The organism is Citrobacter sp. RHBSTW-01013, from assembly GCF_013781985.1.
GTDB classification, from domain to species: Bacteria; Pseudomonadota; Gammaproteobacteria; order Enterobacterales; family Enterobacteriaceae; genus Citrobacter; species Citrobacter braakii.
Window position 1 is genome coordinate 4,164,743 of the sequence record NZ_CP056185.1, and the last position, 26,983, is coordinate 4,191,725.

General features: G+C 52.2%; 23 protein-coding genes and 2 pseudogenes. 14 read left to right on the forward strand and 11 right to left on the reverse strand.

The window, feature by feature from the left end; genetic code table 11:
- Positions 1 to 41 precede the first annotated feature (41 nt).
- The 3 genes from fhuA to hrpB form a co-directional block, all read right to left on the reverse strand.
- On the reverse strand, positions 42 to 2,276 hold the full coding sequence (gene fhuA / locus HV350_RS20075) for a ferrichrome porin FhuA (RefSeq protein ID WP_016155718.1): 2,235 nt from the start codon (positions 2,274 to 2,276) through the stop codon (positions 42 to 44).
- A 232-nt stretch (positions 2,277 to 2,508) separates the two neighbouring features.
- Entirely contained in the window at positions 2,509 to 5,049 is a 2,541-nt protein-coding gene (gene mrcB / locus HV350_RS20080) for a bifunctional glycosyl transferase/transpeptidase (RefSeq protein WP_016151745.1), read from the reverse strand.
- A 135-nt stretch (positions 5,050 to 5,184) separates the two neighbouring features.
- Positions 5,185 to 7,614 carry an ATP-dependent helicase HrpB gene (gene hrpB / locus HV350_RS20085; RefSeq protein ID WP_181626505.1) on the reverse strand — a complete coding sequence of 810 codons (2,430 nt, stop codon included), beginning with the start codon at positions 7,612 to 7,614 and terminating at the stop codon, positions 5,185 to 5,187.
- A 73-nt stretch (positions 7,615 to 7,687) separates the two neighbouring features.
- Here hrpB and thpR point away from each other — a divergent pair, with 73 nt between their 5' ends.
- From thpR to panD, 9 genes are all read left to right on the forward strand, one after another.
- Positions 7,688 to 8,218: an RNA 2',3'-cyclic phosphodiesterase gene (gene thpR, locus HV350_RS20090; protein ID WP_016155716.1), complete on the forward strand. Its 531-nt coding sequence runs from the start codon at positions 7,688 to 7,690 to the stop codon at positions 8,216 to 8,218.
- 15 nt (positions 8,219 to 8,233) lie between these two features.
- Entirely contained in the window at positions 8,234 to 8,938 is a 705-nt protein-coding gene (gene sfsA / locus HV350_RS20095; RefSeq protein ID WP_016151742.1) for a DNA/RNA nuclease SfsA, read from the forward strand.
- Positions 8,939 to 9,115: 177 nt separating this feature from the next.
- Positions 9,116 to 9,571 (forward strand): RNA polymerase-binding protein DksA, encoded by a 456-nt coding sequence (gene dksA / locus HV350_RS20100; RefSeq protein WP_003018625.1) that lies wholly within the window; start codon positions 9,116 to 9,118, stop codon positions 9,569 to 9,571.
- A 70-nt stretch (positions 9,572 to 9,641) separates the two neighbouring features.
- Positions 9,642 to 10,538: a tRNA glutamyl-Q(34) synthetase GluQRS gene (gene gluQRS / locus HV350_RS20105; RefSeq protein WP_181629203.1), complete on the forward strand. Its 897-nt coding sequence runs from the start codon at positions 9,642 to 9,644 to the stop codon at positions 10,536 to 10,538.
- Between the two features lie 71 nt (positions 10,539 to 10,609).
- Positions 10,610 to 12,004 (forward strand): polynucleotide adenylyltransferase PcnB, encoded by a 1,395-nt coding sequence (pcnB, locus tag HV350_RS20110; protein ID WP_203457720.1) that lies wholly within the window; start codon positions 10,610 to 10,612, stop codon positions 12,002 to 12,004.
- Positions 12,001 to 12,480: a 2-amino-4-hydroxy-6-hydroxymethyldihydropteridine diphosphokinase gene (gene folK / locus HV350_RS20115; RefSeq protein ID WP_016151739.1), complete on the forward strand. Its 480-nt coding sequence runs from the start codon at positions 12,001 to 12,003 to the stop codon at positions 12,478 to 12,480. Before pcnB ends, folK begins: the two co-directional genes overlap by 4 nt.
- Before the next feature lie 120 nt (positions 12,481 to 12,600).
- Positions 12,601 to 13,392 (forward strand): 3-methyl-2-oxobutanoate hydroxymethyltransferase, encoded by a 792-nt coding sequence (gene panB, locus HV350_RS20120; RefSeq protein ID WP_003829230.1) that lies wholly within the window; start codon positions 12,601 to 12,603, stop codon positions 13,390 to 13,392.
- A gap of 125 nt (positions 13,393 to 13,517) precedes the next feature.
- The gene (gene panC, locus HV350_RS20125; RefSeq protein WP_016151737.1) at positions 13,518 to 14,372 is read left to right on the forward strand and encodes a pantoate--beta-alanine ligase; all 855 of its coding nucleotides are present in this window, start codon (positions 13,518 to 13,520) and stop codon (positions 14,370 to 14,372) included.
- Positions 14,373 to 14,467: 95 nt separating this feature from the next.
- Complete coding sequence (panD, locus tag HV350_RS20130) at positions 14,468 to 14,848, forward strand: aspartate 1-decarboxylase (protein ID WP_000621526.1); 381 nt, start codon at positions 14,468 to 14,470, stop codon at positions 14,846 to 14,848.
- Positions 14,849 to 14,854: 6 nt separating this feature from the next.
- On the opposite strand, the gene HV350_RS20135 is transcribed toward panD, so the two are convergent.
- The 4 genes from HV350_RS20135 to HV350_RS20150 form a co-directional block, all read right to left on the reverse strand.
- Positions 14,855 to 16,084, reverse strand: a complete 1,230-nt coding sequence (locus tag HV350_RS20135) for a polysaccharide deacetylase family protein (protein ID WP_016151736.1) — start codon at positions 16,082 to 16,084, stop codon at positions 14,855 to 14,857.
- Between the two features lie 61 nt (positions 16,085 to 16,145).
- A complete protein-coding gene (locus HV350_RS20140; protein WP_016151735.1) occupies positions 16,146 to 16,586 on the reverse strand; it encodes a PTS sugar transporter subunit IIA in 441 nt (146 codons plus the stop codon).
- A gap of 103 nt (positions 16,587 to 16,689) precedes the next feature.
- The gene (locus HV350_RS20145) at positions 16,690 to 17,460 is read right to left on the reverse strand and encodes an ABC transporter permease (RefSeq protein ID WP_003829467.1); all 771 of its coding nucleotides are present in this window, start codon (positions 17,458 to 17,460) and stop codon (positions 16,690 to 16,692) included.
- Entirely contained in the window at positions 17,457 to 18,383 is a 927-nt protein-coding gene (locus HV350_RS20150; RefSeq protein ID WP_046275357.1) for an ABC transporter ATP-binding protein, read from the reverse strand. Before HV350_RS20150 ends, HV350_RS20145 begins: the two co-directional genes overlap by 4 nt.
- A gap of 101 nt (positions 18,384 to 18,484) precedes the next feature.
- Here HV350_RS20150 and can point away from each other — a divergent pair, with 101 nt between their 5' ends.
- Complete coding sequence (gene can, locus HV350_RS20155) at positions 18,485 to 19,174, forward strand: carbonate dehydratase (RefSeq protein WP_016151733.1); 690 nt, start codon at positions 18,485 to 18,487, stop codon at positions 19,172 to 19,174.
- A 70-nt stretch (positions 19,175 to 19,244) separates the two neighbouring features.
- Here can and hpt read toward each other — a convergent pair whose 3' ends face one another.
- On the reverse strand, positions 19,245 to 19,781 hold the full coding sequence (gene hpt, locus HV350_RS20160) for a hypoxanthine phosphoribosyltransferase (protein WP_016151732.1): 537 nt from the start codon (positions 19,779 to 19,781) through the stop codon (positions 19,245 to 19,247).
- A gap of 203 nt (positions 19,782 to 19,984) precedes the next feature.
- Between hpt and HV350_RS20165 the strand changes: the two genes are divergently transcribed.
- Positions 19,985 to 22,375, forward strand: a complete 2,391-nt coding sequence (locus HV350_RS20165) for a glucose/quinate/shikimate family membrane-bound PQQ-dependent dehydrogenase (RefSeq protein WP_181629204.1) — start codon at positions 19,985 to 19,987, stop codon at positions 22,373 to 22,375.
- Positions 22,376 to 22,409: 34 nt separating this feature from the next.
- Here the strand turns inward: HV350_RS20165 and HV350_RS20170 are convergent, their stop codons facing one another.
- Together HV350_RS20170 and cueO are read right to left on the reverse strand one after the other, a co-directional pair.
- The gene (locus tag HV350_RS20170) at positions 22,410 to 22,931 is read right to left on the reverse strand and encodes a hypothetical protein (protein ID WP_016155709.1); all 522 of its coding nucleotides are present in this window, start codon (positions 22,929 to 22,931) and stop codon (positions 22,410 to 22,412) included.
- A gap of 121 nt (positions 22,932 to 23,052) precedes the next feature.
- Positions 23,053 to 24,669 carry a multicopper oxidase CueO gene (cueO, locus tag HV350_RS20175; RefSeq protein ID WP_181629206.1) on the reverse strand — a complete coding sequence of 539 codons (1,617 nt, stop codon included), beginning with the start codon at positions 24,667 to 24,669 and terminating at the stop codon, positions 23,053 to 23,055.
- A gap of 153 nt (positions 24,670 to 24,822) precedes the next feature.
- On the opposite strand from cueO, the gene HV350_RS20180 reads away from it, so the two are divergent.
- The 3 genes and pseudogenes from HV350_RS20180 to HV350_RS26730 all read left to right on the forward strand — a co-directional run.
- Positions 24,823 to 25,170 (forward strand): YacC family pilotin-like protein, encoded by a 348-nt coding sequence (locus tag HV350_RS20180; RefSeq protein WP_003018667.1) that lies wholly within the window; start codon positions 24,823 to 24,825, stop codon positions 25,168 to 25,170.
- A 63-nt stretch (positions 25,171 to 25,233) separates the two neighbouring features.
- Positions 25,234 to 25,430: pseudogene (locus HV350_RS26725) on the forward strand (polyamine aminopropyltransferase); the annotation flags it as partial.
- A 19-nt stretch (positions 25,431 to 25,449) separates the two neighbouring features.
- Positions 25,450 to 25,665, forward strand: a pseudogene (locus HV350_RS26730) (hypothetical protein); the annotation flags it as partial.
- Between the two features lie 13 nt (positions 25,666 to 25,678).
- Here HV350_RS26730 and HV350_RS20185 read toward each other — a convergent pair.
- On the reverse strand, positions 25,679 to 26,893 hold the full coding sequence (locus HV350_RS20185) for a rhomboid family intramembrane serine protease (RefSeq protein ID WP_181629208.1): 1,215 nt from the start codon (positions 26,891 to 26,893) through the stop codon (positions 25,679 to 25,681).
- Positions 26,894 to 26,983: the final 90 nt, after the last annotated feature.

Here is a 26,983-nt window from a genome sequence, read left to right on the forward strand (position 1 = left end):
CAACTTGTAAAACGGGCACGCAAAGCGTGCCCAAAAAGAAATTAGAAACGGAAGGTTGCGGTTGCAACGACCTGACGTTCTGCGCCCCAGAAGCAGCCATAGGTTTGGAAGCAACTAGAAACATATTCACGGTCCAGCAGGTTGGTAACGTTGACAGCAACACTAGAGCCAGCCATACCAAAACGCGCTAAATCGTATTTCACGACGGCATCCATTACAGCAGCACTTCCCACTTTAAAGGTGTTTGCAGGATCGCCATAGCTTGAACCGATAAAACGTCCACCGGTTCCCAGGGTCAGTCCCGACAGAACGCCTTCGTTAAAGGTATAGTCGCCCCAGAGTGATGCCATATTTTCAGGAACTTGTTCTACGTTGTTCCCTTTGAGATTGGTGTCCTTAGTGTACTCCGCATCAGTGTAAGTATATGAAGCAGTCACATTGATATTGGCATTCAAGGCCGCTTTAGCTTCAAATTCAAAGCCCTGAGAACGTACTTCGCCTGACGGAACTTGCAGATTCGAGTTGGTCGGATCGGTTGTCAGCGTATTCGTCTTCGTCAGATGATATGCCGCAGCCGTAATAACCACAGGCAGATCTTTCGGCACATATTTTACACCCGCTTCATACTGTTCACCCTTGGATGGCGCAAAAGCCATGCGTGGAGTGCTGTAGAGATCGAATGCGTTTGGTTCAAATGACTGGCTATAGCTAACGTACGGAGAAATACCATTATCAAACAGGTAGTTTACACCGCCACGCCATGTGAACTGATGATCGTTACGCTCAATATAACCCGCTTGCGGAGTGGTTGAATTCTGACGAATCGTCGTCGCTTGCTGTGACCAGTCATAACGACCACCCAGTGTAAAGACCCACTTATCCCATTCCGCCTGATCCTGGATGTAGATACCGGTTTGTTTGGTTTCGTTCATCTGATAAGGCTCGGTAGAGTCGAAATCAAAATCTTCCAGAGGCTGTGGGTTATAAAGATCCAGAACAGGAGCTGTGCCAAATTTAGCATTGATATCATTACGCATACGCATGAAGTCAACACCTGTCAGCAACGTATGGTCCACCGTTCCTGTCGCGAAATTGCTCTGCAACTGGGTATCAACACTGAAGTTCTGCAAACGTTCATCATCGACAACCGTGCCACGACCAAGATAATGGTCGCGCTGATCGGCCGGAATTGCCTGGCAAGGCGCGTTAAACGCATTTGTTGTACAGATACCCGTACCGTACACGCTCTGCTGCGACGTTTTCATTTCAGCAAAACGTAAATTCTGCCGGACAGTGAAGGTGTCATTAAAGTCGTGTTCAAAGCTGTACCCCACCATTTTCTGATTGCGGGAATAAGTATTATTTGAAGCACCTTCATTAAAATCAGTCGGCAAACGCTTGCCGTTAGGTAGCGGTTCAACCGTACCTTCCTTCGGCAACCAACCGTAGTAACCCGTTTCGGGTTCATTCTGGAAATAAGAAAGGAATGTAAAGTTAGTCTTGTCGTCAGGACGCCATGAGAAGGACGGAGCAACGGTATAACGCTGTGATTCAGAACCTTGCTGCTGCTCATTTGTGGAACGAGCCAGACCGGTTAAACGGTAAGAGAATTCACCGTTATCGTCCAATGCATCACTAAAATCAAATCCTGTCTGGAACAGATTATTTGTTCCCATTTTAAACTGAACTTCTTTTAGCGGCTCGGTGGTTGGACGTTTGCTGACCATCGAAATAATACCGCCAGGGTTACTCTTACCGTACAACACGGAAGTTGGCCCACGCATCAACTCTACACGCTCCAGCATGTAAGGATCGATAACCGCGTCGTTATAGAAGTTCCCTTGTAGCTTCAGACCATCCAGATAGTTGTTCTGGCTTAAACCGACAGAGGTAAAACCACGGATGCTGACAAAATCGTATGTATTTGAAGCACCACGGTTACTGACCACAACCCCTGGGGTATAACCCAGCGCTTCCTTGACGGAACGAGACTGATGGATCTGCATCTCTTCGTTTGTCACTACCGAAACAGACTGTGGCGTCTTTTCGATCGGCGTGTCGGTTTTGGTAGCGGTGGCGGAACGCTTCGCGGCAATTGTCGGCGAAGGCCCCCATGCGCTTTCTTGTGCGGCAGGTGCAGCAGTTACGGTGATGGTTTCTTCTTTCGGGTCAACCGCCGCCTGTGCATAGACAGACATGCCGCTAACCGCTGTGGCTACCACTACTGCGATTTTACGCAGCGATGAACTTGGCTGAGCAGTTTTAAGACGCGCCATTGGTATTTCTCTGATGAAAGTGAATGATAACGTAAACGAGAATTATTATTATAACGGCAGCATAATATTCGAAACTCTGGCGAGATAGCAAGCAATACGCGTCCCTACTAAAACTGAGGGGTTAAGAAATAACCAGATGAAAAGAAAGGGTTAATAAATTAGGCTGGAATGTTATTCGGCCCTGAGAATGGACCAAAGAAGAAAAACCCGCCGAAGCGGGTTTTGAGCAATATCAGTTACTGCCGAACATATCCTTTATCCAGCCAGCGACGCCGTCGCTATCTTTCTTTTCCTGCTGCGCCGGTTGTTGCTGCTGCTGTTGAGGCTGCTGTTGCGGCGTTGACTGATCGAACGGATTCCCGGTCGGCTGTTGCATCATTTCACCCTGCTGACACAGCGAATCAGGATCGGTAGTCCATACCGGAAGCGTACGCATCCCCCCGCTACAAACGAAGTTACCGTCGTAGTCCACGCCCATATCCACCACATCTTCCGGCGGCGTCAGCACCAGCGGTGTTGGCGTCTGGTTGGCAAGATAACGCTGATAAATCGACATCGCACCGCTGGCACCGTACAGCTTGGTTGGCTGGTTGTTATCACGGCCCACCCAGGTGATGGTTACCTGGCTGCCGTCGATCCCGGCAAACCAGGTATCCACGTTGTTGTTAGTGGTCCCGGTTTTCCCTGCCAGATGAAGCCCAGGATATTTCGCGCCAAGCTGGCGGCCCGTACCACGCTGAACCACCTGTTGCATGGTCCACAGCGTCATATACGCCGCCTGCGCCGGAACGGCACGCTCGGCCTGTGGGAAGCTCTGATACAACACCGTACCATCTTCGGCAATCACCGAACGCAGCGCCGACAGCGGCGCGCGGTTCCCGCCGCTGGCGATAGTCTGGAACGCCTGCGCCACTTCGATCGGCGTCAGGTTCAACGCCCCCAGCAGCATGGCTGGAACCGGATTAAGCTGATCTTTCGGCGCGCCCAGCTTCAGCCAGGTATCGGTTACGGCAGGCAGGCCCAGCGCCATCCCCAGATTTACCGTTGGCACGTTCATTGAGCGCGTTAACGCATCCACCAGCATCACTTTTCCGCTTTCGCTATAGCGACGGTCATCGTTCTGCGGCGACCACACCTGGCCGTTAGGCTGACGCAGCGCAATCGGGGCATCGGCAATCCAGGTATTCAGACGGTACAGTTTCGGCTGGCTGAGCGCGGTCAGATAGGTCGCTGGTTTAGCCAAAGAACCAATCGAACGACGTGCCTGCATCGCACGGTTATAACCAGCGAACTGCGGTTCTGCCCCACCGACCATGGCACGCACTTCGCCGCTAAAGCGGTCGACCACCACAATCGCGGTCTCAAGATCGCTCAGCTTACGTTGTTTCTTCAGCACCGGAATACCTTCCACCGCCGCTTTTTCTGCAGCGTCCTGCGCCACGGAATCAAAGGTGGTGAAAATCTTCACGCCGGAGAGGTCTTTAACTTTATCGCCCAGCTTTGCCTGTAGCTCCTGGCGCACCATCTGCATAAAGGCGGGCTGCGGTGAGATCACCCCACCACGCGGCTGTACGCCTAACGGACGCGCGCTCAGCATGTCATACAGATCCTGGTCGATAATCTGCTGCTGTTGTAGTAAACGCAGCACCAGGTTACGACGCTCCAGTGCCAGCTTCGGGTTACGCCACGGGTTATAGATTGACGCTCCTTTAACCATCCCTACCAGCAGCGCCTGCTGGTCGAGGCTCAGCTCTTCCACCGGACGGCCAAAGTAGTAGAGGCTCGCCAGCGGGAAGCCGCGGATCTCATTGTCACCGCTTTGACCGAGATAGACTTCGTTCATGTACAGCTCAAGAATGCGGTCTTTGCTGTAACGCGCATCCATGATCAGCGCCATATATGCTTCGTTGGCTTTACGCCAATAGGAACGTTCGCTGGACAGGAACAGGTTTTTCACCAGTTGCTGGGTCAGCGTACTGGCCCCTTGTACCGTGCGCCCCGCCGTCAGGTTCGCCAGCACCGCGCGGCCAATGGAATAGAGGCTGATACCGTCATGCTCATAGAAGTGACGATCTTCGGTCGCCAGCAGCGTGTCCACCAGCAGATCCGGGAATCCACTGCGCGGGACAAACAGGCGCTGCTCACCGTTAGGCGAAGAGAGCATGGTAATCAGCCGCGGATCGAGACGGAAGAAACCGAACTGGCGGTTGTTATCCATATTCTCGATGGTATCCAGATGGTCGCCATCAAAGGTCAGACGCGCGCGCACCTGCCCTTCTTTACTGTCCGGAAAATCAAACGGACGACGGATCATCTCGATGCTTTTCGCCTGCACGGTGAATTCGCCAGGGCGCGTCATCTTCGTCACCTGACGATACTGCGTAGCCTCCAGCAGTTTCACCATCTCGTTCTTGCCGATCGGCATTTCTGGCTCAAGGTTAACCATACGGCCATATACTGCCGCAGGAAGCTGCCAGACTTTACCATCTATACGGCTGCGGATTTTTTGGTCCAGATAAACGCCGTAAATGGCGATCAGCACCAAAAAAACAATCGACAGTTTTACCAGCAGCCAGAACCAGCCGCGTTTACCACGAGGCTTACGCCCTTTGCCTTTACCCTTACGCGGCATCGGTTCTTCATCCTCATAGTCATCATCATCATAATCGTCGTCATACTCTTCATCTCTGAGTTGACGACGGCTCACCTTTTGTTTCACCGGACGCGAGGGTTTCCCTTTACGTCCAATTGGCTCGCGGTCATTCCCCGCCATGCTTTTTCTCCGCAACATTCAGGCGCAAGGGCCCGATTCTCTGTTCTTCCGTCAGTTAACAGAAGAAGAAATCTCTCAATTTACTGCCGTGTTTATACCGGATGACGGTTTCGCTTTATCCGACCTACAGTTTCATTACGAATACTTCTTTGTTCGCCGCGTTGGCGCGGTATTCGCCGGATCGTCCGGCCAGACATGTTTGGGATAGCGCCCTTTCATCTCTTTTTGCACCTCACGGTACGATCCCTGCCAGAACGCGCTCAAATCGCTCGTTACCTGTAGTGGTCGTTGCGCCGGAGATAGCAGTTCCAGCACCAGCGGCACGCGCCCCTCGGCGATGGTTGGGGTCTTCGCTTCACCAAACATTTCCTGCATCCGAACCGCCAATACCGGAGGGTTATCCTCATGATAGCGAATGGCAATCCGGCTTCCCGTCGGCACAGTGTAATGCGCTGGCAGTTCACTATCCAGACGTTGCAGCATTGACCAATCCAGCAAACCGCGCAACGCCTGACCCACATTTAGCGCTTTTAACGCGCGTAGCGAATGCACACCGCTCATGTGCGGCAGCAGCCAGCTCTCCAGCGTCGCCAGCAGAGAATCCTCATCTACCGCGGGCCAGTTATACTCTGGCAACCAGTTTGCCGCACATTGCAGACGCAGGCGAAATTGCTCGGCTTCCGGCGTCCAGTTGAGCACACTTAGCCCTTTATCGCGAATGCCGTTCAACATCGCCAGGTGTAACTCCTCTTCCGAGGGTTTGGCCAGCGCCTGTACTTTTACCGTTAGCTGGCCAATGCGCGACCGACGCAATGCTTTTAACGTTCCGTGAGTTTCATCCCATTCGATGGTGTCAGATTGTTGTAGCAGTTCAGGGCATGCCTGTATCAGCACCTCGATATCCAGCGGCAGAGCCAGCAGAATACGCGCATCCGGCGAAGCGCTGCCCTGCAGTAACAGCGGCGCAATCAGCCATTCATGGCGTCCGGAGGCGTCATCGGCATCCAGCATTGCCCCCATGCCATTCGCCAGTTGATAGCGCCCTTCCTGCCCGCGCCGACGCGCGATCCGATCGGCAAACGCCCGCGCCAGTAATGAGGGGAGCAGCGCGCTGTCCGGCTGTCCGCTGCGAACGTTAAGCCGTTTCAGTAATTGTTGGCTGCGCTGCTGCCAGGCGGGCTGATTTCGTGAAAACGCTACAGCCAGATCGGTACTGCCACCGCGCGGCGGCTCTTCCAGAATCGCAGCCAGTTTTGCCGCCGTTGCCGCTTCATTGTCATTGTTGGCGCTAACCAGCATAGCCGCTAAACGGGGGTCGTTACCCAACGTCGCCATTTTCTGCCCCCTGGCGCTGAGCCTGTCACCCTCAAGCGCCCCCAGCATCTGCAGCAGCCGTTTTGCCGCCTGCAGGTTGATGGCGGGCGGGGTATCCAGCCAGTTCAGTTGCTCAGGGTCGGTGCATCCCCATTGCAGTAACTCCATCAGCAGTCCGGACAGGTCGCACTGTAAAATCTCCGGTTCTCCCTGTGCCGCCGCTCTTTCCGCCTGCTCTTTGGCAAGCAAATGGAGGCAGATACCGGGTTCCAGACGGCCCGCGCGTCCCGCTCGCTGGGTCATCGAGGCCTGGCTTATGCGTTGGGTAATTAGTCGCGTCAAACCGGTACGCGCGTCATAGCGCGCCACGCGCTCCTGGGCGCTGTCCACCACCAACCGGATGCCTTCGATCGTTAAGCTGGTTTCGGCAATATTGGTCGCCAGCACCACTTTGCGCTTGCCTTGCGGAGCGGGCAAAATCGCCTGACGCTGCTCGGCAAGCGTCAGCGCGCCGTACAGTGGGCACAACAACACATCGCTGCCCACACGCGTTGCCAGTTGCTCCTGCACGCGCAGGATTTCCCCTACACCCGGTAAAAACAGCAGCAGCGACCCGCTTTCATGGCGCAGGAGTTCTGCCGTCGCTACCGCTACCGCTTCAGCAAAACGCAGATGCGCCGCCAACGGCTGATATCGTCGAACAACGGGAAATGCGCGGCCTTCAGAAACGATCGTCGGCGCATCGGGCAACATCTGCTGCAAACGCCCGTTGTCCAAAGTGGCAGACATGATCAACAGTTTCAGATCGTCACGCAGCCCTTGCTGCACATCCAGCAACAGCGCCAGCGCCAGGTCGGCCTGCAAACTCCGCTCGTGAAATTCGTCGAGGATGACCAGCCCAACGCCCGTCAATTCGGGGTCGCGCTGGATCATGCGCGTCAGAACCCCCTCCGTCACCACCTCAAGGCGGGTCAGCGGCCCTACGCAGCTTTGCGCACGCATGCGATACCCCACGGTCTCGCCAGGCTTTTCATTCAGCAATTCCGCCAACCGCTGCGCCACATTGCGTGCTGCCAGACGCCGCGGCTCCAGCAAAATAATCCGTCCCTTGATACCGCGATGTTCAAGGAGTCGCAACGGCAGCCAGGTTGATTTCCCGGCACCGGTCGGCGCCGTCAGCAGAACCTGCGACGAGGCATCAAGGGCGGTAAGTAGTTCAGGCACTACGGCGGCAACGGGCAACGACGTCACAAATGACTCCAGAGGGTTAACATTCTTCGCGCTGCATTGTAGCATCGCGTTAATTCATAACCGAGTATCCATCATGTCTGAGCCAAAAAGGCTGTTCTTTGCGATTGAATTGCCTGGCGAGGTTCGGGAGCAGTTAATCCACTGGCGGGCCGCGCAGTTCCCCCCTGAAGCGGGTCGTCCCGTCGCCGCCGATAATCTGCATCTGACGCTCGCCTTTTTGGGCGACGTCAGCGCTGAGAAGCAGCATGCGTTAACGCAGCTTGCAGGGCGTATTCGCCAGCCGGGTTTTACGCTCAAACTCGACGATGCCGGGCAATGGCTGCGCTCGCGAGTCGTGTGGTTGGGAATGCGTCAGCCGCCGCGCGGGCTGCTGCAGTTGGCGAACATGTTGCGGGCACAAGCCGCACGCAGTGGGTGCCACCAGAGCCCGCAGCCGTTTCACCCGCATATCACGCTGCTGCGTGACGCCGGTCACGCGGTATCTATCCCTCCGCCAGGGTTTGGCTGGTCGTTTCCGGTAACGGAGTTTGGGCTTTACTCCTCCTCATTCATGCGAGGACGCACGCGTTACACGCAGTTGCAACGCTGGACGCTGACTGAATAATCAAAGGAACTGTTCATGCAATTTTCTCCACCTTTACAACCTGCAACGCTCATTCAGCGCTATAAGCGTTTTTTAGCGGATGTGATCACACCGGATGGCACAACGTTAACGCTACACTGCCCCAATACGGGAGCCATGACCGGCTGCGCAACGCCGGGAGATACAGTCTGGTATTCGACATCAGAAAATACCAAACGAAAATATCCACATACCTGGGAATTAACGCAAACCCAATCCGGTGCACTTATTTGTGTTAACACGCTGTGGGCCAATAGATTAACGAAAGAGGCTATTCAGCGTTCGTTAATTTCGGAAGTTTCAGACTACAGCACCTTGAAAAGTGAAGTAAAATACGGCGCCGAAGGGAGCCGCATCGACTTTTTGTTACAGGCGGATTCCCGACCTGACTGCTATATTGAAGTGAAATCAGTCACGTTGGCGGAAAAAGATCAGGGTTATTTTCCCGATGCCATCACTGAACGAGGTCAGAAACATCTTCGGGAATTGATGAGCGTAGCGGCCGAAGGCAAGCGCGCGGTGATATTTTTCGCGGTGTTGCATTCAGCCATTACACGGTTTTCACCCGCGCGCCATATCGATGCAAAATATGCGCAATTATTAGTTGAAGCACAGCTTAAGGGGGTAGAAATTCTGGTTTATAAAGCGGAACTTTCTGCCCATGGTATGACTCTTAAAGAGCCGTTGCCCATTACCTTGTAATGGTGTAAATATTCGGTTAATTAGTATTCTGGGCGCGTGGGCAAATACGCTTTTCCTCACAGGGTTGTCAAGTGTTACGTTTAGATAATTGCTATCCGGAAAAGCATCTGCTATTTATAGCGACCTGATTTTTCCCCCGAACATGGGGATCGATAGTGCGTGTTAAGGAGAAGCAACATGCAAGAAGGGCAAAACCGTAAAACATCGTCCCTGAGTATTCTCGCCATCGCTGGGGTGGAGCCGTACCAGGAGAAACCGGGCGAAGAGTATATGAACGAAGCCCAGCTGTCGCACTTCAGGCGTATTCTTGAGGCATGGCGTAATCAACTTAGGGATGAAGTTGATCGCACCGTATCTCATATGCAAGACGAAGCGGCTAACTTCCCTGATCCGGTGGACCGCGCCGCACAGGAAGAAGAATTCAGCCTTGAGCTGCGTAACCGTGATCGTGAGCGCAAACTGATCAAAAAGATCGAGAAGACGCTGAAGAAAGTAGAAGACGAAGATTTCGGCTACTGCGAATCATGCGGCGTAGAAATTGGTATTCGCCGTCTGGAAGCGCGTCCGACAGCCGATCTGTGCATCGACTGTAAAACGCTGGCAGAAATCCGCGAAAAACAAATGGCAGGTTAATTCCGGTCATTTTTACCACGTTTACTACAGGCGGGAGCTTCTCCCGCCTTATTATTTGTTAGCCCGCAAAATGAGCGATTCACATTATATTGGCCGCTTCGCCCCTTCCCCCTCTGGCGAACTCCATTTTGGTTCACTGATTGCCGCCCTCGGGAGTTACCTGCAGGCCCGTGCTCGTCGCGGAATCTGGCGGGTACGCATTGAAGATATTGACCCCCCTCGTGAAGTTCCCGGTGCTGCAGACACGATTCTGCGTCAGCTGGAACATTACGGACTGCACTGGGATGGCGATATTTTATGGCAATCCCAGCGTCATGACGCCTACCGCGAGGCGCTGGCCTGGCTGCATCAGCAGGATCTGAGCTATTACTGCACCTGTACGCGCGCGCGTATTCAAAGCGTCGGCGGTATTTACGACGGTCATTGCCGTGAGCTACGCCACGGGCCTGAACAGGCGGCGGTCCGCATTAAGCAACGCCATCCGGTGATGCAGTTTACGGACCAACTGCGCGGTGTGATTCAGGCTGATCCGCGGCTTGCAAAGGAAGATTTTATTATTCACCGTCGCGACGGGCTGTTTGCCTATAACCTCGCGGTGGTGGTAGACGACCACTTCCAGGGCGTGACGGAAATTGTGCGCGGTGCCGATCTTATCGAACCGACGGTACGGCAAATTTCGTTGTATCAACAGTTCGGCTGGCAAGCGCCGGACTATATTCATCTGCCGCTGGCGCTCAACGAACAAGGCGCTAAACTTTCAAAACAAAATCATGCACCTGCACTGCCGCAAGGCGATCCACGCCCGGTGATTGTTGCTGCGCTGCGCTTTCTCGGCCAGCACTCCGATATCCCGTGGCAGGAGATGCGCATGGATCAGATTCTCACGTTTGCCATTGAAAACTGGAGTCTGACAGCGGTGCCAGAATCGGCGATCGTAAATCCGCCATTCTCAAATGCATCATGCTGAGCTATGATTAGCCGCTATTTTTACACAGCAACACTTGTTCTGATTGAAGTTTGACACTACCGAGGTGCACTATTTTTACCCGAGTCGCTAATTTTTGCCGCAAGGTGCTAAGCCGCGAGGAGCGCGAGGCCGAGCTCGCCGTCGCCCGTCCACATATGACGGTAATCCCGCGTGAGCAGCACTCTATCTCCCGCAAAGATATCAGTGAAAATGCCCTGAAGGTAATGTACAGGCTCAATAAGGCCGGATACGAGGCATGGCTGGTTGGCGGAGGCGTACGCGATCTTTTGCTGGGCAAAAAGCCGAAAGATTTTGATGTCACGACTAACGCCACGCCAGATCAGGTGCGAAAACTGTTTCGTAACTGTCGTCTGGTTGGTCGCCGTTTCCGTCTGGCCCATGTCATGTTTGGCCCGGAAATTATCGAAGTGGCAACTTTCCGTGGTCATCATGAAGGCAGCGAGTCCGATCGCACAACCTCACAGCGCGGACAAAACGGTATGCTGCTGCGCGACAACATCTTCGGCTCCATCGAAGAAGATGCCCAGCGTCGCGACTTCACGATTAACAGCCTGTATTACAGCGTGGCCGATTTCACCGTGCGTGATTACGTTGGTGGCATGCAGGATCTCGAAGAGGGCATCGTTCGCCTGATCGGTAATCCGGAAACGCGCTACCGCGAAGACCCTGTACGTATGCTGCGGGCCGTGCGCTTTGCCGCCAAGCTCGACATGCGTATCAGCCCGGAAACCGCTGAGCCAATCCCGCGTCTGGCAACACTGCTTAACGATATTCCCCCCGCACGCCTGTTTGAAGAAGCACTCAAACTGTTACAGGCGGGCTATGGGTATGAAACCTATAAAAAACTGCGTGAGTACAGCCTGTTCCAGCCGCTGTTCCCCACCATTACGCGCTATTTCACCGAAGACGGTGACAGCCCAATGGAACGCATCATCGCTCAGGTGCTGAAGAATACCGATAACCGCATCCACAATGATATGCGCGTTAACCCGGCGTTCTTGTTCGCCGCCATGTTCTGGTATCCGTTACTGGAAGCTGCGCAGAAAATTGCCCAGGAAAGCGGTCTGGCTTATTACGATGCTTTCGCACTGGCGATGAACGACGTACTGGATGAAGCCTGCCGCTCGCTGGCGATCCCGAAACGTCTGACCTCGCTGACCCGTGATATCTGGCAGTTGCAGCTACGCATGTCTCGTCGCCAGGGCAAACGCGCCTGGAAGCTGATGGAGCATCCGAAGTTCCGCGCCGCTTACGATCTGCTGGCCCTGCGTGCCGAAGTGGAAAACAACGCTGAGCTGCAGCGTCTGGCGCAGTGGTGGGGAGAATTCCAGGTTTCAGCACCGCCGGAACAAAAAGGCATGCTCAACGAACTCGACGAAGAACCGGAACGCCGTCGTCATCGTCGCCCGCGTAAACGCGCCCCGCGCCGTGAAGGTTCCGCGTGACCATCGCCTATATCGCTCTCGGCAGTAATCTGGCCTCTCCTCTGGAGCAGGTCAATGCTGCCGTAAAAGCGATTGGCGACATTCCCGACAGCCGTATCGTCGCTGTTTCCTCCTTTTACCGCACACCGCCATTAGGCCCACAGGATCAGCCAGATTACCTGAACGCTGCCGTGGCGCTGGAAACCACTCTCGCTCCCGAAGAATTGCTTAATCATACCCAACGCATTGAGCTGCAACAGGGACGCGTACGTAAAGCCGAACGCTGGGGGCCGCGCACTCTGGACCTCGATATTATGCTGTTTGGCGATGAAGTGATTAACACCGAACGTCTGACCGTGCCGCACTACGACATGAAAAACCGTGGTTTTATGCTGTGGCCGCTCGCTGAAATCGCACCTGAGCTTATCTTCCCGGAGGGTATCAGCCTGCATCAGCACCTCACCCATCTTGGTGCCGCAAAACCTGCACACTGGTAAAGTATCCCCTCCCCTTCAGCGTTTACTACTTTAGTGCCAAACGGTTGCTTAAAACAATTGCCCCCCTGAATGTGACTGTTAGAATGCCGATAAATATGACTTTCATCATCAGGAAATGTTATGAAACCCACCACCATTTCACTGCTGCAGAAATGCAAGCAAGAGAAAAAACGCTTCGCAACCATTACCGCCTACGACTACAGCTTCGCTAAGTTATTTGCCGACGAAGGCATTAATGTGATGCTGGTTGGCGACTCGCTGGGCATGACGATTCAGGGGCATGACTCCACGCTACCGGTCACCGTTGAAGATATTGCTTACCACACTCGTGCCGTACGTCGTGGCGCCCCCAACTGTCTGCTGCTCTCCGACCTGCCATTTATGGCTTACGCCACGCCGGAACAAGCATTTGAAAACGCCGCGGTGGTGATGCGGGCGGGCGCCAATATGGTCAAAATTGAAGGCGGCGCCTGGCTGGTGGATACGGTAAAAATGCTCACCGAACGCGCCGTACCGGTTTGCGGTCATCTGGGATTAACACCGCAGTCGGTGAATATTTTCGGCGGCTATAAAATTCAGGGCCGCGGCGACGCCGGGCAGGTATTGCTGGATGACGCGCTGGCCTTAGAAGCCGCTGGCGCTCAGTTGCTGGTGCTGGAGTGCGTGCCGGTTGAGCTGGCGAAGCGCGTCACCGAAGCGCTGTCGATTCCGGTTATCGGTATCGGCGCTGGTAACGTCACCGATGGACAAATCCTCGTCATGCACGATGCCTTTGGTATTACCGGTGGCCACATCCCGAAATTTGCGAAGAATTTCCTCAATGAAGCAGGCGACATGCGCGCCGCAGTGCGGCAGTATATGGCTGAAGTGGAGTCCGGCGTTTATCCGGGCGAAGAACACAGTTTCCACTAATTTTTCAGGCCATATATCGGCCTGAAAAGCGTAGCGCCATCAGGCGGTTCGCTGCATGTTGCCGGATGGCGGCGTAAACGCCTTATCCGGCCTACGGTTCCTCAGGCAACTCAAGGAGTCTTGTCGTGTTAATCATTGAAACCCTGCCGCTGCTGCGCCAGCATATTCGTCGTCTGCGTCAGGAAGGCAAACGCGTCGCTCTGGTTCCCACCATGGGCAACCTGCACGACGGCCATATGAAGCTGGTCGATGAGGCAAAAGCGCGGGCTGATGTGGTGATCGTCAGCATTTTCGTCAACCCGATGCAGTTTGACCGACCGGACGATCTGGTGCGCTATCCGCGCACGCTGCAGGAAGATTGTGAAAAGCTGAACAAGCGTAAAGTCGATTATGTTTTTGCGCCAGCCGTTGAGGAAATCTACCCGCAGGGGCTGGAAGGCCAGACGTTCGTTGAAGTTCCCGGTCTCTCCACCATGCTGGAAGGCGCCAGCCGTCCAGGCCACTTCCGTGGCGTCTCCACTATCGTCAGCAAGCTGTTTAACCTGATCCAGCCTGATATCGCCTGCTTTGGCGAGAAAGATTTCCAGCAGCTCGCACTGATCCGCAAAATGGTGGCGGATCTGGGTTATGACATTGAGATCGTTGGCGTGCCGATTATTCGCGCCAAAGACGGTCTGGCGCTTAGCTCACGTAACGGCTATCTGACCGCAGAGCAGCGAAAAATTGCGCCGGGTCTGCACAAAGTGATGAACGGCATCGCTGAAAAGCTGCTTGCCGGCCATCGTGACCAGGAAGAGATTATTGCCATTGCCGAGCAGGAACTGAATGAAAAAGGCTTCCGTGCCGACGATATTCAGATTCGTGATGCCGACACGCTGCTGGAGCTGACGGAAACCAGTAAACGCGCGGTGATTCTGGCCGCCGCCTGGCTGGGTCAGGCACGTCTGATCGATAATCAAAGCGTTACATTAGCCCAGTAGACAGGGGTTAAAAATCAGGCAATACTGCCTGAGAATTTCTCAAAGCAGGCCAGTAGTGCCTGCTTAGCCAAGGTAAACGACAGGGTATAGAAGTTATGATTCGCACCATGCTGCAAGGCAAGCTCCACCGCGTAAAAGTCACGCAGGCGGACCTGCACTACGAAGGCTCCTGCGCCATCGACCAGGATTTCCTCGATGCCTCTGGTATTCTGGAAAACGAAGCTATTGATATCTGGAACGTGACCAACGGTAAACGTTTCTCAACCTATGCGATTGCGGCTGAACGCGGCTCCAGAATCATCTCGGTGAACGGCGCAGCGGCACACTGTGCTGAAGTCGGCGACATTGTGATTATCGCCAGCTTCGTCACCATGTCTGATGAAGAAGCCCGCACCTGGCGTCCGAAAGTGGCCTATTTTGAAGGCGACAACGAAATGAAGCGCACCGCGAAAGCCATTCCGGTACAGGTTGCCTGACAGCCCTTACCCCTGCGGCTGATTACTTATCAGCCGCGACATCGTCTCCAGCGAATCCGTTCTTAAAATATAAAGTCTTTTCAATAAGAACGGATTATCCCCCGGTTTAACCTTCCCTCTCACCGTGGTGACCGCCATGTGGAATCCCGCGTCGCCTGCCGCTTTTACTGCCGTGGCGTTATAGCCGCCAAACGGGTAAGAAAGATAAAGAACGTGAGGGTTAAACTGGGACAACGCCCGACGCGAACGGGCAAAATCAAACAGAATATTGTGATAGCTGCGACTCAGCAGGATTGGCCGGTGATTCGCATCAACCCGATGTAAAAAATGGGTATGCGACTGGAAGTCGAACACGTCTCTGATCTCATTCAGTTCCGCGATGCTCATAAACTGCAGTGATTTCGGATCCCACTTCTGCGGGTGGCGCTTGATACGTGAGGAGATAATAAACGCCGTTGCCTTCATGCCGTGCTGCTTCAGAATCGGGTAAGCATAACGACTCACCGACTTCAGACCATCATCAAAAGTCAGCACCACCGCCCGCGCCGGGAGATTCATATTGTTGCGAACATAGCCTTCCAGTTGGTACATCGTCAACGTGGTGTAGCCGCGGTCCTGTAGCCAGGCCATCTGGTTGCTGAAGGCGCGTACGGAGGTTGTCGTGGAGGTGTGACGAAAACGGGTATTCTCTTCATCGCGCAGAATATGGTGATAGGTTAACACCGGGATACCGTTGTCTTCCTGCGCATCCAGAGCGCTGATATAGGCCAGTCTGCCGCCAATACGGATCTGGTACCAGGTTTGGTTGAGACGGTCTTTAAGCTTGCTGATAACCGGATAACGCAGATTATCCGCCAGCACGCCAAACGGGGCGCTACCAACATCCGGAGCGTTATAAACCGGCGTATCTTTCCAGGTGATCAGGCTTTGGTTGCTGAGGGGTTTATTGAGATCGCCCAGACCATCGTCGACTTTCTGCCGCCCCTGCACAGGCTCCAGATGCCCCTTATCAATAAACCCGGTACCAAAACCAAAGGTAAATTCGTAATAGTCTGCCGCAATTGGCTCAACGGCGAGGATCTGCCCGGCGCGAATATTTCCTACCGTCACCATCTTGTTGCCAATCTGCGCCCACACGGCGGCCGCTTCGGTGGTTTGCATGTAGCGAGCAGGCAAAGCCGCAGCTATGCTGCCAGAAAACAGGAGCAATAAAACAAGCAGAACGCGCATCACCATATGAGATAACCGAGGCGAGAAACCCCGGCTATTGTAGCAAAAGCGCCATCAATACCAATGATTAATACTCATACAAATCATGCTTCAACACGAAGGGGGGATTTTTCTGTTGTTGATGCCAGAGGCTAGAGACTTCGGGCCCGCCAAGCGCAACGATGCTATCACGAAACGCAGAACTGCTCATCGATTCCCGCGACGAAAGCATTCGCTCAAGCAATGGATAACTGATACCTGAAATCACTTCACACTGGGGATGTTTATGGCTCATTAACGAAGCCACGCGGTAAGGCGCGGCCCCGGCCATATCCGTCAGGAATATCACACCCTCGCCAGAGTCTGTAGCATGCAGGGCATGGCACATCATGCGGCTTAGCATATTCGAGCTAAGCCCACGCCAAAAACTCACCGCCTGGCATTGAACCAACGGGCCGTACTTTTTCTCCAGACGATGCAGCATATCCTGTGCCTTATCATCATGACAGGTAATTACCCAACCTAGCATTGCCTACCTCCTTAGCAGGCAAGTAGTTTATCAGGGTGATAAATCCGTAATGGTGATAAGCATCAAAAGTCTTCCTCTCCTGGGTAAGGAGAGGAAGAAAGACTTAGCTGCGCAGGCCGCGTCCGCGCTGAATCAGGTACCAGCACAGCAAATAAAACGCCGCGATAAACACCACCAGCACGCCAAAGGTGGTGACCAGCGGAACATCGTGGATCCCCAGGAAGCCGTAACGGAAACCGCTAATCATGTAGACAATCGGGTTCAGATGGGACAGTCCCTGCCAGAATGGCGGCAGCAGCGTTAACGAATAGAAAACGCCGCCCAGATAGGTCAGCGGAGTCAGCACGAAGGTTGGGATCAGGCTGATATCGTCAAAGGTTTTAGCGAAAACCGCGTTCAACAGACCGGCCAGCGAAAACAGCACCGCTGTTAACACCAGCGTAAGCGCCACAAAGACCCAGGAATGCACCTGGAACGGCACGAAGAACAGCGAAATCGCTGTTACCAGGATCCCTACGCACAGGCCACGCGCCACGCCGCCGCCAACAAAACCGGCGATGATCACGTGCGTCGGTACCGGAGCGACCAGTAGCTCTTCAATGTTGCGTTGAAACTTGGCGCTGAAGAATGACGATGCCACGTTGGCGTACGAGTTGGTAATTACCGCCATCATAATCAGCCCTGGCACGATAAACTGCATGTAGCTAAAACCATGCATTTCGCCGATACGCGAGCCGATCAGGTTACCAAAGATAATAAAATAGAGCGTCATAGTAATGACGGGAGGAACCAGAGTCTGGACCCAGATACGCATAAAGCGGTGGATCTCTTTCGCCCAGATGCTTTTCAGCGCAACCCAATAAAGCTGCATCATGCGCGATCTCCTTGTTTTTCATGCACCAGAGAAACAAACAGTTCTTCCAGTCGGTTCGCTTTGTTTCGCATACTCAATACCTGAATGCCCTGGGCGCTCAGCTGTGAGAACACGCTGTTTACCCCCTGTTCACGCAGGACTTCCACTTCCAGCGTGGAGGTATCCACCAGCCGGTATTGATAGCCCTCCAGTTTTGGCAGCGGGCTTTTCGGCGCCAGATCGAGAATAAAGGTCTCGGATTTCAGCTTAGAGAGCAGACTCTTCATCGAGGTGTTTTCCACCAGCTCGCCGTGCTGAATAATGCCGATGTTGCGACACAGCATTTCCGCTTCTTCGAGATAGTGAGTGGTCAGAATAATCGTGGTGCCTTTGTCGTTTAAATCCTTTAAAAAACCCCACATTGAACGACGCAGCTCAATGTCGACCCCCGCCGTCGGTTCATCAAGGATGAGTAATTTAGGCTCGTGCATTAGTGCGCGGGCAATCATCAGACGGCGTTTCATCCCGCCGGAGAGCATGCGCGCGCGCTCGTTACGTTTTTCCCATAAATCGAGCTGCTTTAAATATAATTCGCTGCGTTTGACCGCCTCTTTATACTCAACGCCGTAATAACCCGCCTGGTTGACTACGATCTGCTGCACGGTTTCAAACGGGTTAAAGTTAAACTCCTGCGGTACCAGACCAAGCTGGCGTTTCGCATTAACGGTATCTTTTTCAAGATCGTATCCGAAGACGCTCACCCGCCCAGAGGTTTTATTCACCAGCGAGCTGATTATCCCGATGGTGGTGGACTTGCCTGCGCCATTCGGTCCCAAAAGCGCATAAAAATCCCCCGCTTCGACTTGCAAATCTATTCCGCGTAACGCCTGAACGCCACCGGGATAGGTTTTTTTAAGTTGTTGAAGTTCCAGAGCAATGGTCATGGTTTTTTACTTACCTTACATTCTAATGCTTGATATTTGGTTTTAATAAATCAGGAGTTAACCTATATTAGCGCAACGCAATTCAATTGGTTACAGCCTCCATGAAAGACATAGATACACTCATCAGCAACAACGCGCTATGGTCAAAGATGCTGGTAGAAGAGGATCCCGGATTTTTTGAAACGCTGACTCACGCACAAAATCCGCGCTTTTTATGGATTGGATGTTCCGACAGTCGCGTTCCCGCAGAACGTTTAACCGGTCTTGAGCCGGGTGAATTATTTGTTCACCGTAATGTTGCCAATCTGGTTATTCACACCGACCTGAACTGTCTCTCAGTGGTTCAGTATGCGGTGGATGTGCTGGAAGTGGAACATATTATTATTTGCGGCCACTATGGATGTGGTGGCGTACAGGCAGCTATTGAAAATAAAGAACAGGGGCTGATTGATAACTGGTTACTGCATATTCGCGATATCTGGTTTAAACACAGTTCACTGCTGGGCGAAATGCCGCAGGAACGTCGCATTGACACCCTGTGCGAACTGAATGTAATGGAGCAGGTCTACAACTTGGGCCACTCAACCATCATGCGTTCAGCCTGGAAGCGCGGTCAGAAAGTTACCATTCACGGCTGGGCTTACGGTATTCATGATGGCCTGCTGCGCGATCTGGACGTCACCGCCACCAGTCGCGAGACGCTGGAGCAGCGCTATCGCCAGGGGCTGTCTAACCTCAGCCAGAAACATACCAATCACAAGCAGATACCAACAAGCGGCAGCGACGCTTAAGTCGCTTTTCGGCCTGCGGGGAAGTATCGTGCAGGCCGAATAAGCAAAGCGCCATCAGGCGCTCCCGACATTACTCGTCCAGCAGCACCACTTTGCCAACGTACGGCAAATGGCGATAACGCTGGGCATAGTCAATGCCATAGCCGACAACAAACTCATCTGGGATAGAGAATCCGATAAACTCAACCGGAACATCCACTTCACGACGGGTAGGTTTGTCCAGCAGCGTACAAATAGCCAGGGATTTCGGCTCGCGCAGGCTCAGAATCTCACGCACTTTGGACAACGTATTACCGGAGTCGATGATGTCTTCGACAATCAGCACGTCCTTGCCACGAATGTCTTCATCCAGGTCTTTCAGGATTTTAACATCGCGCGTGGTGGACATTCCGCTGCCATAGCTGGAAGCAGTCATGAAATCGACTTCGTGGGAGACATGCACTTCACGGCACAGGTCGGCCATAAACATAAATGAGCCGCGTAACAGACCAACCAGCACCATATCGCTGCCGCTGTCCTTGTAACGTTCGTTAATCTGACGTCCCAGTTCAGCAATACGCGCTTTGATCTCCGCTTCCGGGATCATGACTTCAACAGTATGTTTCATATCTCTAACCATATGATTTAAAAACAAATCACTCAATGCTAACTTTTAATAAGCCAGCATCTAAGCGCAAGGCACGCAGTATACCAGCAAAAGCATTCATACGCGGCATCTGTTGATAAAGTTCATAATGTGACGTTTATCACGCGTTTTAGCTCCTATAATTAACTGCTATTAAAGAAATAACACCTGTGATGGTATTTTTTATGGCAAATAACAACGTACGTTCTCAACAGCTTATCGTGACCCTGAGCGCCCTGTTTGCGGCACTTTGTGGACTATATCTCCTGATTGGTGGAGGCTGGCTGGTCGCCATCGGTGGCTCCTGGTATTACCCGATCGCGGGCCTTGCCATGCTCGGTGTGGCTCTCCTGCTGTGGCGCAGTAACCGATCCGCCCTTTGGCTGTATGCCGCCCTGCTTCTCGCCACCATGATTTGGGGCGTCTGGGAAGTCGGCTTTGATTTCTGGGCGCTGACGCCGCGTAGCGACATCCTGGTCTTCTTTGGTATCTGGCTTATCCTGCCTTTCGTCTGGCATCGCCTGATTATCCCTTCCAGGGGCGCAGTAGCAGCGCTGGTGGTGGCCTTGCTGATTAGCGGCGGTATCCTGACCTGGGCTGGCTTCAACGATCCACAAGAGGTTCACGGCACGCTGAGTGCAGATACCTCTCAGGCCGATGCAATCTCAGCGGTTGCCGACGAGGATTGGCCGGCTTACGGTCGCAATCAGGAAGGTCAGCGCTACTCACCGTTAAAACAAATTAACGCTGGCAACGTTCATCAGTTGAAAGAAGCCTGGGTATTTCGTACCGGGGATTTAAAACAACCCAACGATCCCGGTGAAATCACCAATGAAGTCACGCCAATAAAAGTAGGGGATACTCTTTATCTATGTACCGCCCACCAGCGGCTGTTCGCCCTGGATGCGGCCAGCGGGAAAGAGAAGTGGCATTTCGATCCCCAACTCAATACCAATACCAGCTTCCAGCACGTAACCTGTCGCGGCGTTTCTTATCATGAAGCCAGACCGGATACGGCTTCTGCAGAGGTGATGGCCGACTGTCCGCGCCGCATCCTTTTGCCGGTAAATGATGGTCGACTGTTTGCCTTGAATGCCGAGACCGGCAAGCTGTGCGAAACCTTCGCCAATAAAGGTATTTTGAATCTGCAGACCAATATGCCGGATACCTCACCGGGCCTGTACGAACCAACGTCTCCCCCGATAATCACCGATAAAACTATCGTTATTGCCGGGTCGGTAACCGATAACTACTCAACCCGCGAAACATCCGGGGTGATACGTGGTTTTGACGTCAATAACGGCAAGCTTCTGTGGGCGTTTGATCCCGGTGCCAAGGATCCTAATTTCATCCCGTCAGATGAACATACCTTCACCTTTAACTCACCCAACTCCTGGGCGCCCGCGGCCTACGACGCGAAGCTGGATCTGGTGTATCTGCCCATGGGCGTTACCACGCCGGATATCTGGGGCGGTAACCGCACACCGGAACAGGAACGTTACGCCAGCGCCATTCTGGCGTTAAATGCCACGACCGGGAAATTGGCCTGGAGCTATCAGACCGTTCACCACGATCTGTGGGATATGGACTTACCGGCGCAGCCAACCCTGGCGGATATCAACGTCAATGGAGAGAAAATTCCGGTCATTTATGCCCCGGCAAAAACCGGTAATATCTTTGTGCTCGACCGCCGTAATGGTGAACTGGTGGTGCCTGCCCCGGAAAAACCGGTGCCGCAAGGTGCAGCCAAAGGTGATTATGTCAGCAAAACCCAGCCGTTCTCCGATCTCAGTTTCCGTCCGCAAAAAGATCTCAGTGGTGCGGATATGTGGGGCGCAACCATGTTTGACCAGTTGGTGTGCCGCGTAATGTTCCACCAGCTGCGCTATGAAGGCATTTTTACCCCGCCTTCAGAGCAAGGCACTCTGGTGTTCCCGGGTAACCTCGGCATGTTCGAATGGGGCGGTATTTCCGTTGATCCCAACCGTCAGGTAGCCATTGCCAACCCGATGGCGCTGCCGTTCGTTTCTAAGCTGATCCCACGCGGTCCCGGCAATCCGATGGAGCCGCCGAAAGATGCCAAAGGTACTGGCACGGAGTCAGGTATTCAGCCGCAGTACGGCGTACCGTTCGGCGTAACGCTCAATCCGTTCCTTTCACCATTTGGTCTGCCGTGTAAACAGCCAGCATGGGGCTACATTTCCGCCGTAGATCTGAAAACCAATCAAGTGGTGTGGAAAAAACGCATTGGTACGCCACAGGACAGCATGCCATTCCCAATGCCGGTTCCGGTGCCGTTCAATATGGGGATGCCGATGCTGGGTGGACCTATCTCCACCGCGGGTAACGTGCTGTTTATAGCCGCGACTGCCGATAACTATCTGCGCGCATACAACATGAGCAACGGTGAAAAACTGTGGCAGGGTCGGCTTCCGGCAGGCGGCCAGGCAACGCCGATGACGTATGAAGTTAACGGTAAGCAATATGTGGTGATATCCGCCGGGGGCCACGGCTCATTTGGCACCAAGATGGGCGATTATATTGTGGCATATGCGTTGCCGGACGACGCGAAGTAAAATGGACAACGCCCGCTAATCAGCGGGCGTTTTTTTATTCAAACTTCAGTGACAGTAACGACGCTTTTGCGGCTTCCTGATACTGAGCCACCAGATCTTTGGTCATATTGAAGGAGACCTGCACCGCTTTCTCGTTTTGCGAGGTAATCAGCAGCATATTGAGAATTTCAGTATCCGGCGCTTGAGAACGGAAAGTAATCAGCCACGCTTTATGTCCATCAACCGTGACAGGTTCCGCCTGCGGCTTGAAATTGGTCAGCATCTTCAGCGTCGCATCCTTTGCCATATCCAACTGAGCGGCAGGCAACGCGTTGCGCCCGGCGGTAATACCTAGAGACGCTTTACCGCGTTCGTCACCGTAAATCACCTGAGGACGGTTTTCAGAAGGATATTTGATTTTTGCCATTTCGTCCGGCATTGGCGTGAGCGTCTGCGGAATTTCGAGACTTAAATTCAGTTTTGAAATCTGTTGGCGTTCCATCTTCATCGCAGCCTGTGCCGAAACCGCCAGAAGCATAATAAAAGATGCCGTCAGTACTTTACGCAAAAGGGTCATGAATACCTCGTGATGAGTGAGTAACCTCATCAGTATATGAATGCCTTTACTCGACGATAGAGTAATAATCCGTTTTTGAAATAAACATTTAGCGGATAGCGCCACCGCTATCCGCCGCTGTTTATACGGTAAAACCGAGCATCATCCCGGTGTCTTCATGCTCTAACAAATGGCAGTGCGCCATATAGGCATGTTCCTTTGGCGCGTCGTGGTCAAATTTCACCAGCACCTCGCTCACGCCGCCCTCTACCCGCACCGTATCTTTCCATCCCGCGCGGTGCGCAGCAGGCGCTTTGCCATTTTCAGACAGAATACGGAACTGCGTGCCGTGAATGTGGAACGGATGCAGCATCATGTCGCCCTGCCCGGAAATCACCCAGCGTTCGTGTTGACCTTTCGCCGCGGCAAACATCGGTTTATTCATATCAAACGCCTGACCATTAATCCGGTTGGCATTATGGAAATCGAATGTTCCATGCTTCATGTTGCCCATGTCACCATGCTGCATATTCCCCATCTCACCATGGTTCATATTGCCATGCTTCATGTTCCCGTGGCCCATATTGTCATTATTCATATGGCCCATCATCTTGCCATGATCCATACCCGCCATAGTCTGAGCGCCGTACTTCTTCATCAACATTTGCATGCCCATCATGTCGAGCATTGGGTCCATCGATAATTGCAGTTTGCGCACCGTCAGCCCCTCAAGCGATGGCTGCGCCGGCATGGATGTCAGCGTATCCGGCAACGTGCCGGAAGCGGTAATCAGCAGCGGCTGAACGCGCATCACCGGATGCGGCTTATCAAATGGCGCAATCGCCATGCCCATCTGACCCACAGGCAGAGTGACCAGATCAAACGCTTTACCGTCGCTCACATCCACCAGCACTTCAAAGCGTTCGCCCATCAGCATAGGAAGTTCGGTTACTTTTACTGGCTCCACCAACAGTCCGCCGTCGCTGGCAATAACGTACAAAGGACGATTGTCGCTGGCCGCGATATTCAGTGAGCGTGCGTTACAACCATTTAGCAGACGCAGGCGCAGCCAACCGCGCGGTGCAGCATGCTGAGGATAAATCGCCCCATTGGTCAGCAGCGTATCGCCAAACCAACCGACGGCAGCGGTCATGATGTCCAGTTGATAGTTAACCTGGCCATCAGCAGAGAACTGTTTATCCTGAATAATCACCGGCACATCATCAATGCCCCACTGCTTAGGCAGCAGCAGCTTGCGAATCTCTTCATCTTCAATCAGCACCAGTCCGGCCAGGCCCATCGCCACCTGATGACCAGTCTTCCCATGCTGATGCGGGTGGAACCAGCAAGTTGCCGCGCGCTGATCCGGTGTGAAGGTCACAGAACGTTTCCCACCCGCCGGAATAATACCTTGCGGGCCACCGTCGACTTCACCGGGGATTTCCAGCCCGTGCCAGTGCAACGTCGTCTCTTCGGCAAGCTGGTTATGGATATCCACCGTCACCGATTGCCCTTTGCTCAGCTTGACCGCCGGCCCGAGCAAACTGCCGTTATATCCCCAGGTCGTGGCTGTTTTACCTGCAAAACTCGACTGTCCGGCTTGCACGATCAGCTGCATACGGTTAGAGGCATCTGCGGTTAACAGGTCTGGAATGGGTAATGCGGGACGGTCTGCAGCAAATACGCTCCGGCTCCACAGAGGTAACGCTGACGCGACGCCCAGCGCCACGGAGTACTTTAAAAAGTCACGACGTTGCATAATCACTTCCTTATATTCAGCAGCTTAAGCAGGCTATCTTTTAAGCATAAGCCTTCCCCTTACGGGAAGGTCAAGTAAACGGCTAATAATAAAGGTCGTCGCTTCGCTCGCAGTGTGCTAACGTTTAAATTCCGTGATGCAGTGGTAGAAGCAATGAAGACGTTTTTCAGAACCGTTTTGTTCGGCAGCCTGATGGCCGTATGCGCAAACAGCTACGCGCTTAGTGAGTCCGAAGCCGAAGATATGGCCGATTTAACGGCAGTTTTTGTTTTTCTGAAAAATGACTGTGGATACCAGAATTTGCCAAATGGGCAGATTCGTCGCGCACTGGTCTTTTTTGCCCAGCAAAACCAGTGGGACCTGAGTAATTACGACACCTTCAATATGAAAGCGTTGGGTGAAGACAGCTACCGCGACCTCAGCGGTATAGGCATCCCAACGGCCAAGAAATGCAAAGCGCTGGCACGTGACTCCCTGAGCCTGTTGGCTTACGTAAAATAGCCTCTATCCACTGAAACGTCTATTGAAACAATGACTGGGCATTCCCTGTCATTGTTTACTTTGGATCACCAAGATCACATCATTTTTGAAAACGAAGATTTTGGCTGCTGGATGACGTGGTGCAAATCACCGAGCGCGATGAGTTTATGAATCATGAAATGATGGCCCACGTTCCTGTATTGGCCCATAGCCATGCCAGGAATATGCTGATTATCAGGAGGGGGGACGACGCTATACCGAGTGAAGTACCACGTTCGCGACTTCACCTACGACGTGAACAAGGAAAATATCTTTCATACTAAGATTTTACTGAAAGAAATCTACCTTCAGCACTGCACGTCCCATACTGAACCGAAAGAGTTTAGAGAAGAGGAACCTAATGTCATCACCGGTCTGCTCTGGAGAGAGATACGCGAAATCTACTCCCCCCATAATATACAAGTAATTTTATCTAACTTCACATTCAGACACCGATTTTCAACACAGGTCTTGTGACAAAAATTGTTTATTACCACCGACGACAAATTGTAGTTCTGCACCGCTCTAAAGAAACAGCATTAAATATTAATTCAGGGATATTCTCAAATATTTTACTAGAGTTATCATTCACGATCACTGATTCGTTAAATTGATGTTCAGCTTCAAAATATTTTTTGATATCTACAGATGAATTTGGATAATTTTTAAAAGAAATATTAACAAGTTTTTGTCGGGCCACGCAATAATTACTAATTATTTCTATACTATGTTTTTCAGTTTCACTTATCTTTTCAGAACGCAGATCCTCAGTAATATTTATACAATTATTCAAATCCTCTTCAATACGCTCTTTAATTCTTAAGCCATATTTATAAAACAACCCCCTCATTTTTTCACAGTCGATTAGTTCAGATCGAACAATACTTCCGCTTTCAACACTAGCATCAACACATTGGTTAAAAAATCTAAAATCTATCGGTTGGTCTGGGGCCCCCTCTCGCATGTCTTTCACAATAAACTCTAATCTAGAAAGTCGAACGAACTTAATATTCTCAGGAATTGAATATTTAGCAAACACAGCACCTTCAATTATACACACTGTCATGATCAGAATTATTGAAACCTTGCCTGGTTTTTTAAAAAAATGGGTCTTCCCATCTACACTTAGGGCACCTAAGACGAACCCAGTAACAAAACCACCCAAATGTGCCATGTTATCTACAGGCAGAAATAATCCTAAACATATTACAATAATAACATTGGTGAAAATTTTAGAAAATGGAAGCTCGATCTTGTTACACAATCCAAAAGCTAGCAAATAGCCGGTAATACCAAGAATGGCTCCTGATGCTCCACAACTAACTATCAACTCATATCGATGAACTACAGCACTTAATATCCCTCCAGCGATACCAGATAACATATAGACAGCAATAAAAACTCTACGTGAAAACATGTTTTCAAACAAAAAACCAATCCCAAGTAGTGCAATCATATTAGAGAAAAAATGAAAAACACTTAAATGCATAAACATGCTACTTAAAAGTCTCCAGTATTCACCTGATAGGGTTAACGGAGACGCATTCCCTCCCCATGCAATGATGAATGAGGATGCTTGATATAAATTAAACGCCCGCGAATCCAAATAAGCCGAAAAAACAAAGAAAACAAAATTAACAAAAACAAGAACCGCAGTAACAGCCCATTTACTATTTTTAAACCCACTTATCTTTAGATAACTCATGATTGATAATCCCTGTTTCTGATTTACTTTCATCCATAAAATTTAGACATCTTGTTAATTCACAAGATGTCTAAATTTAAAACCTCCCAG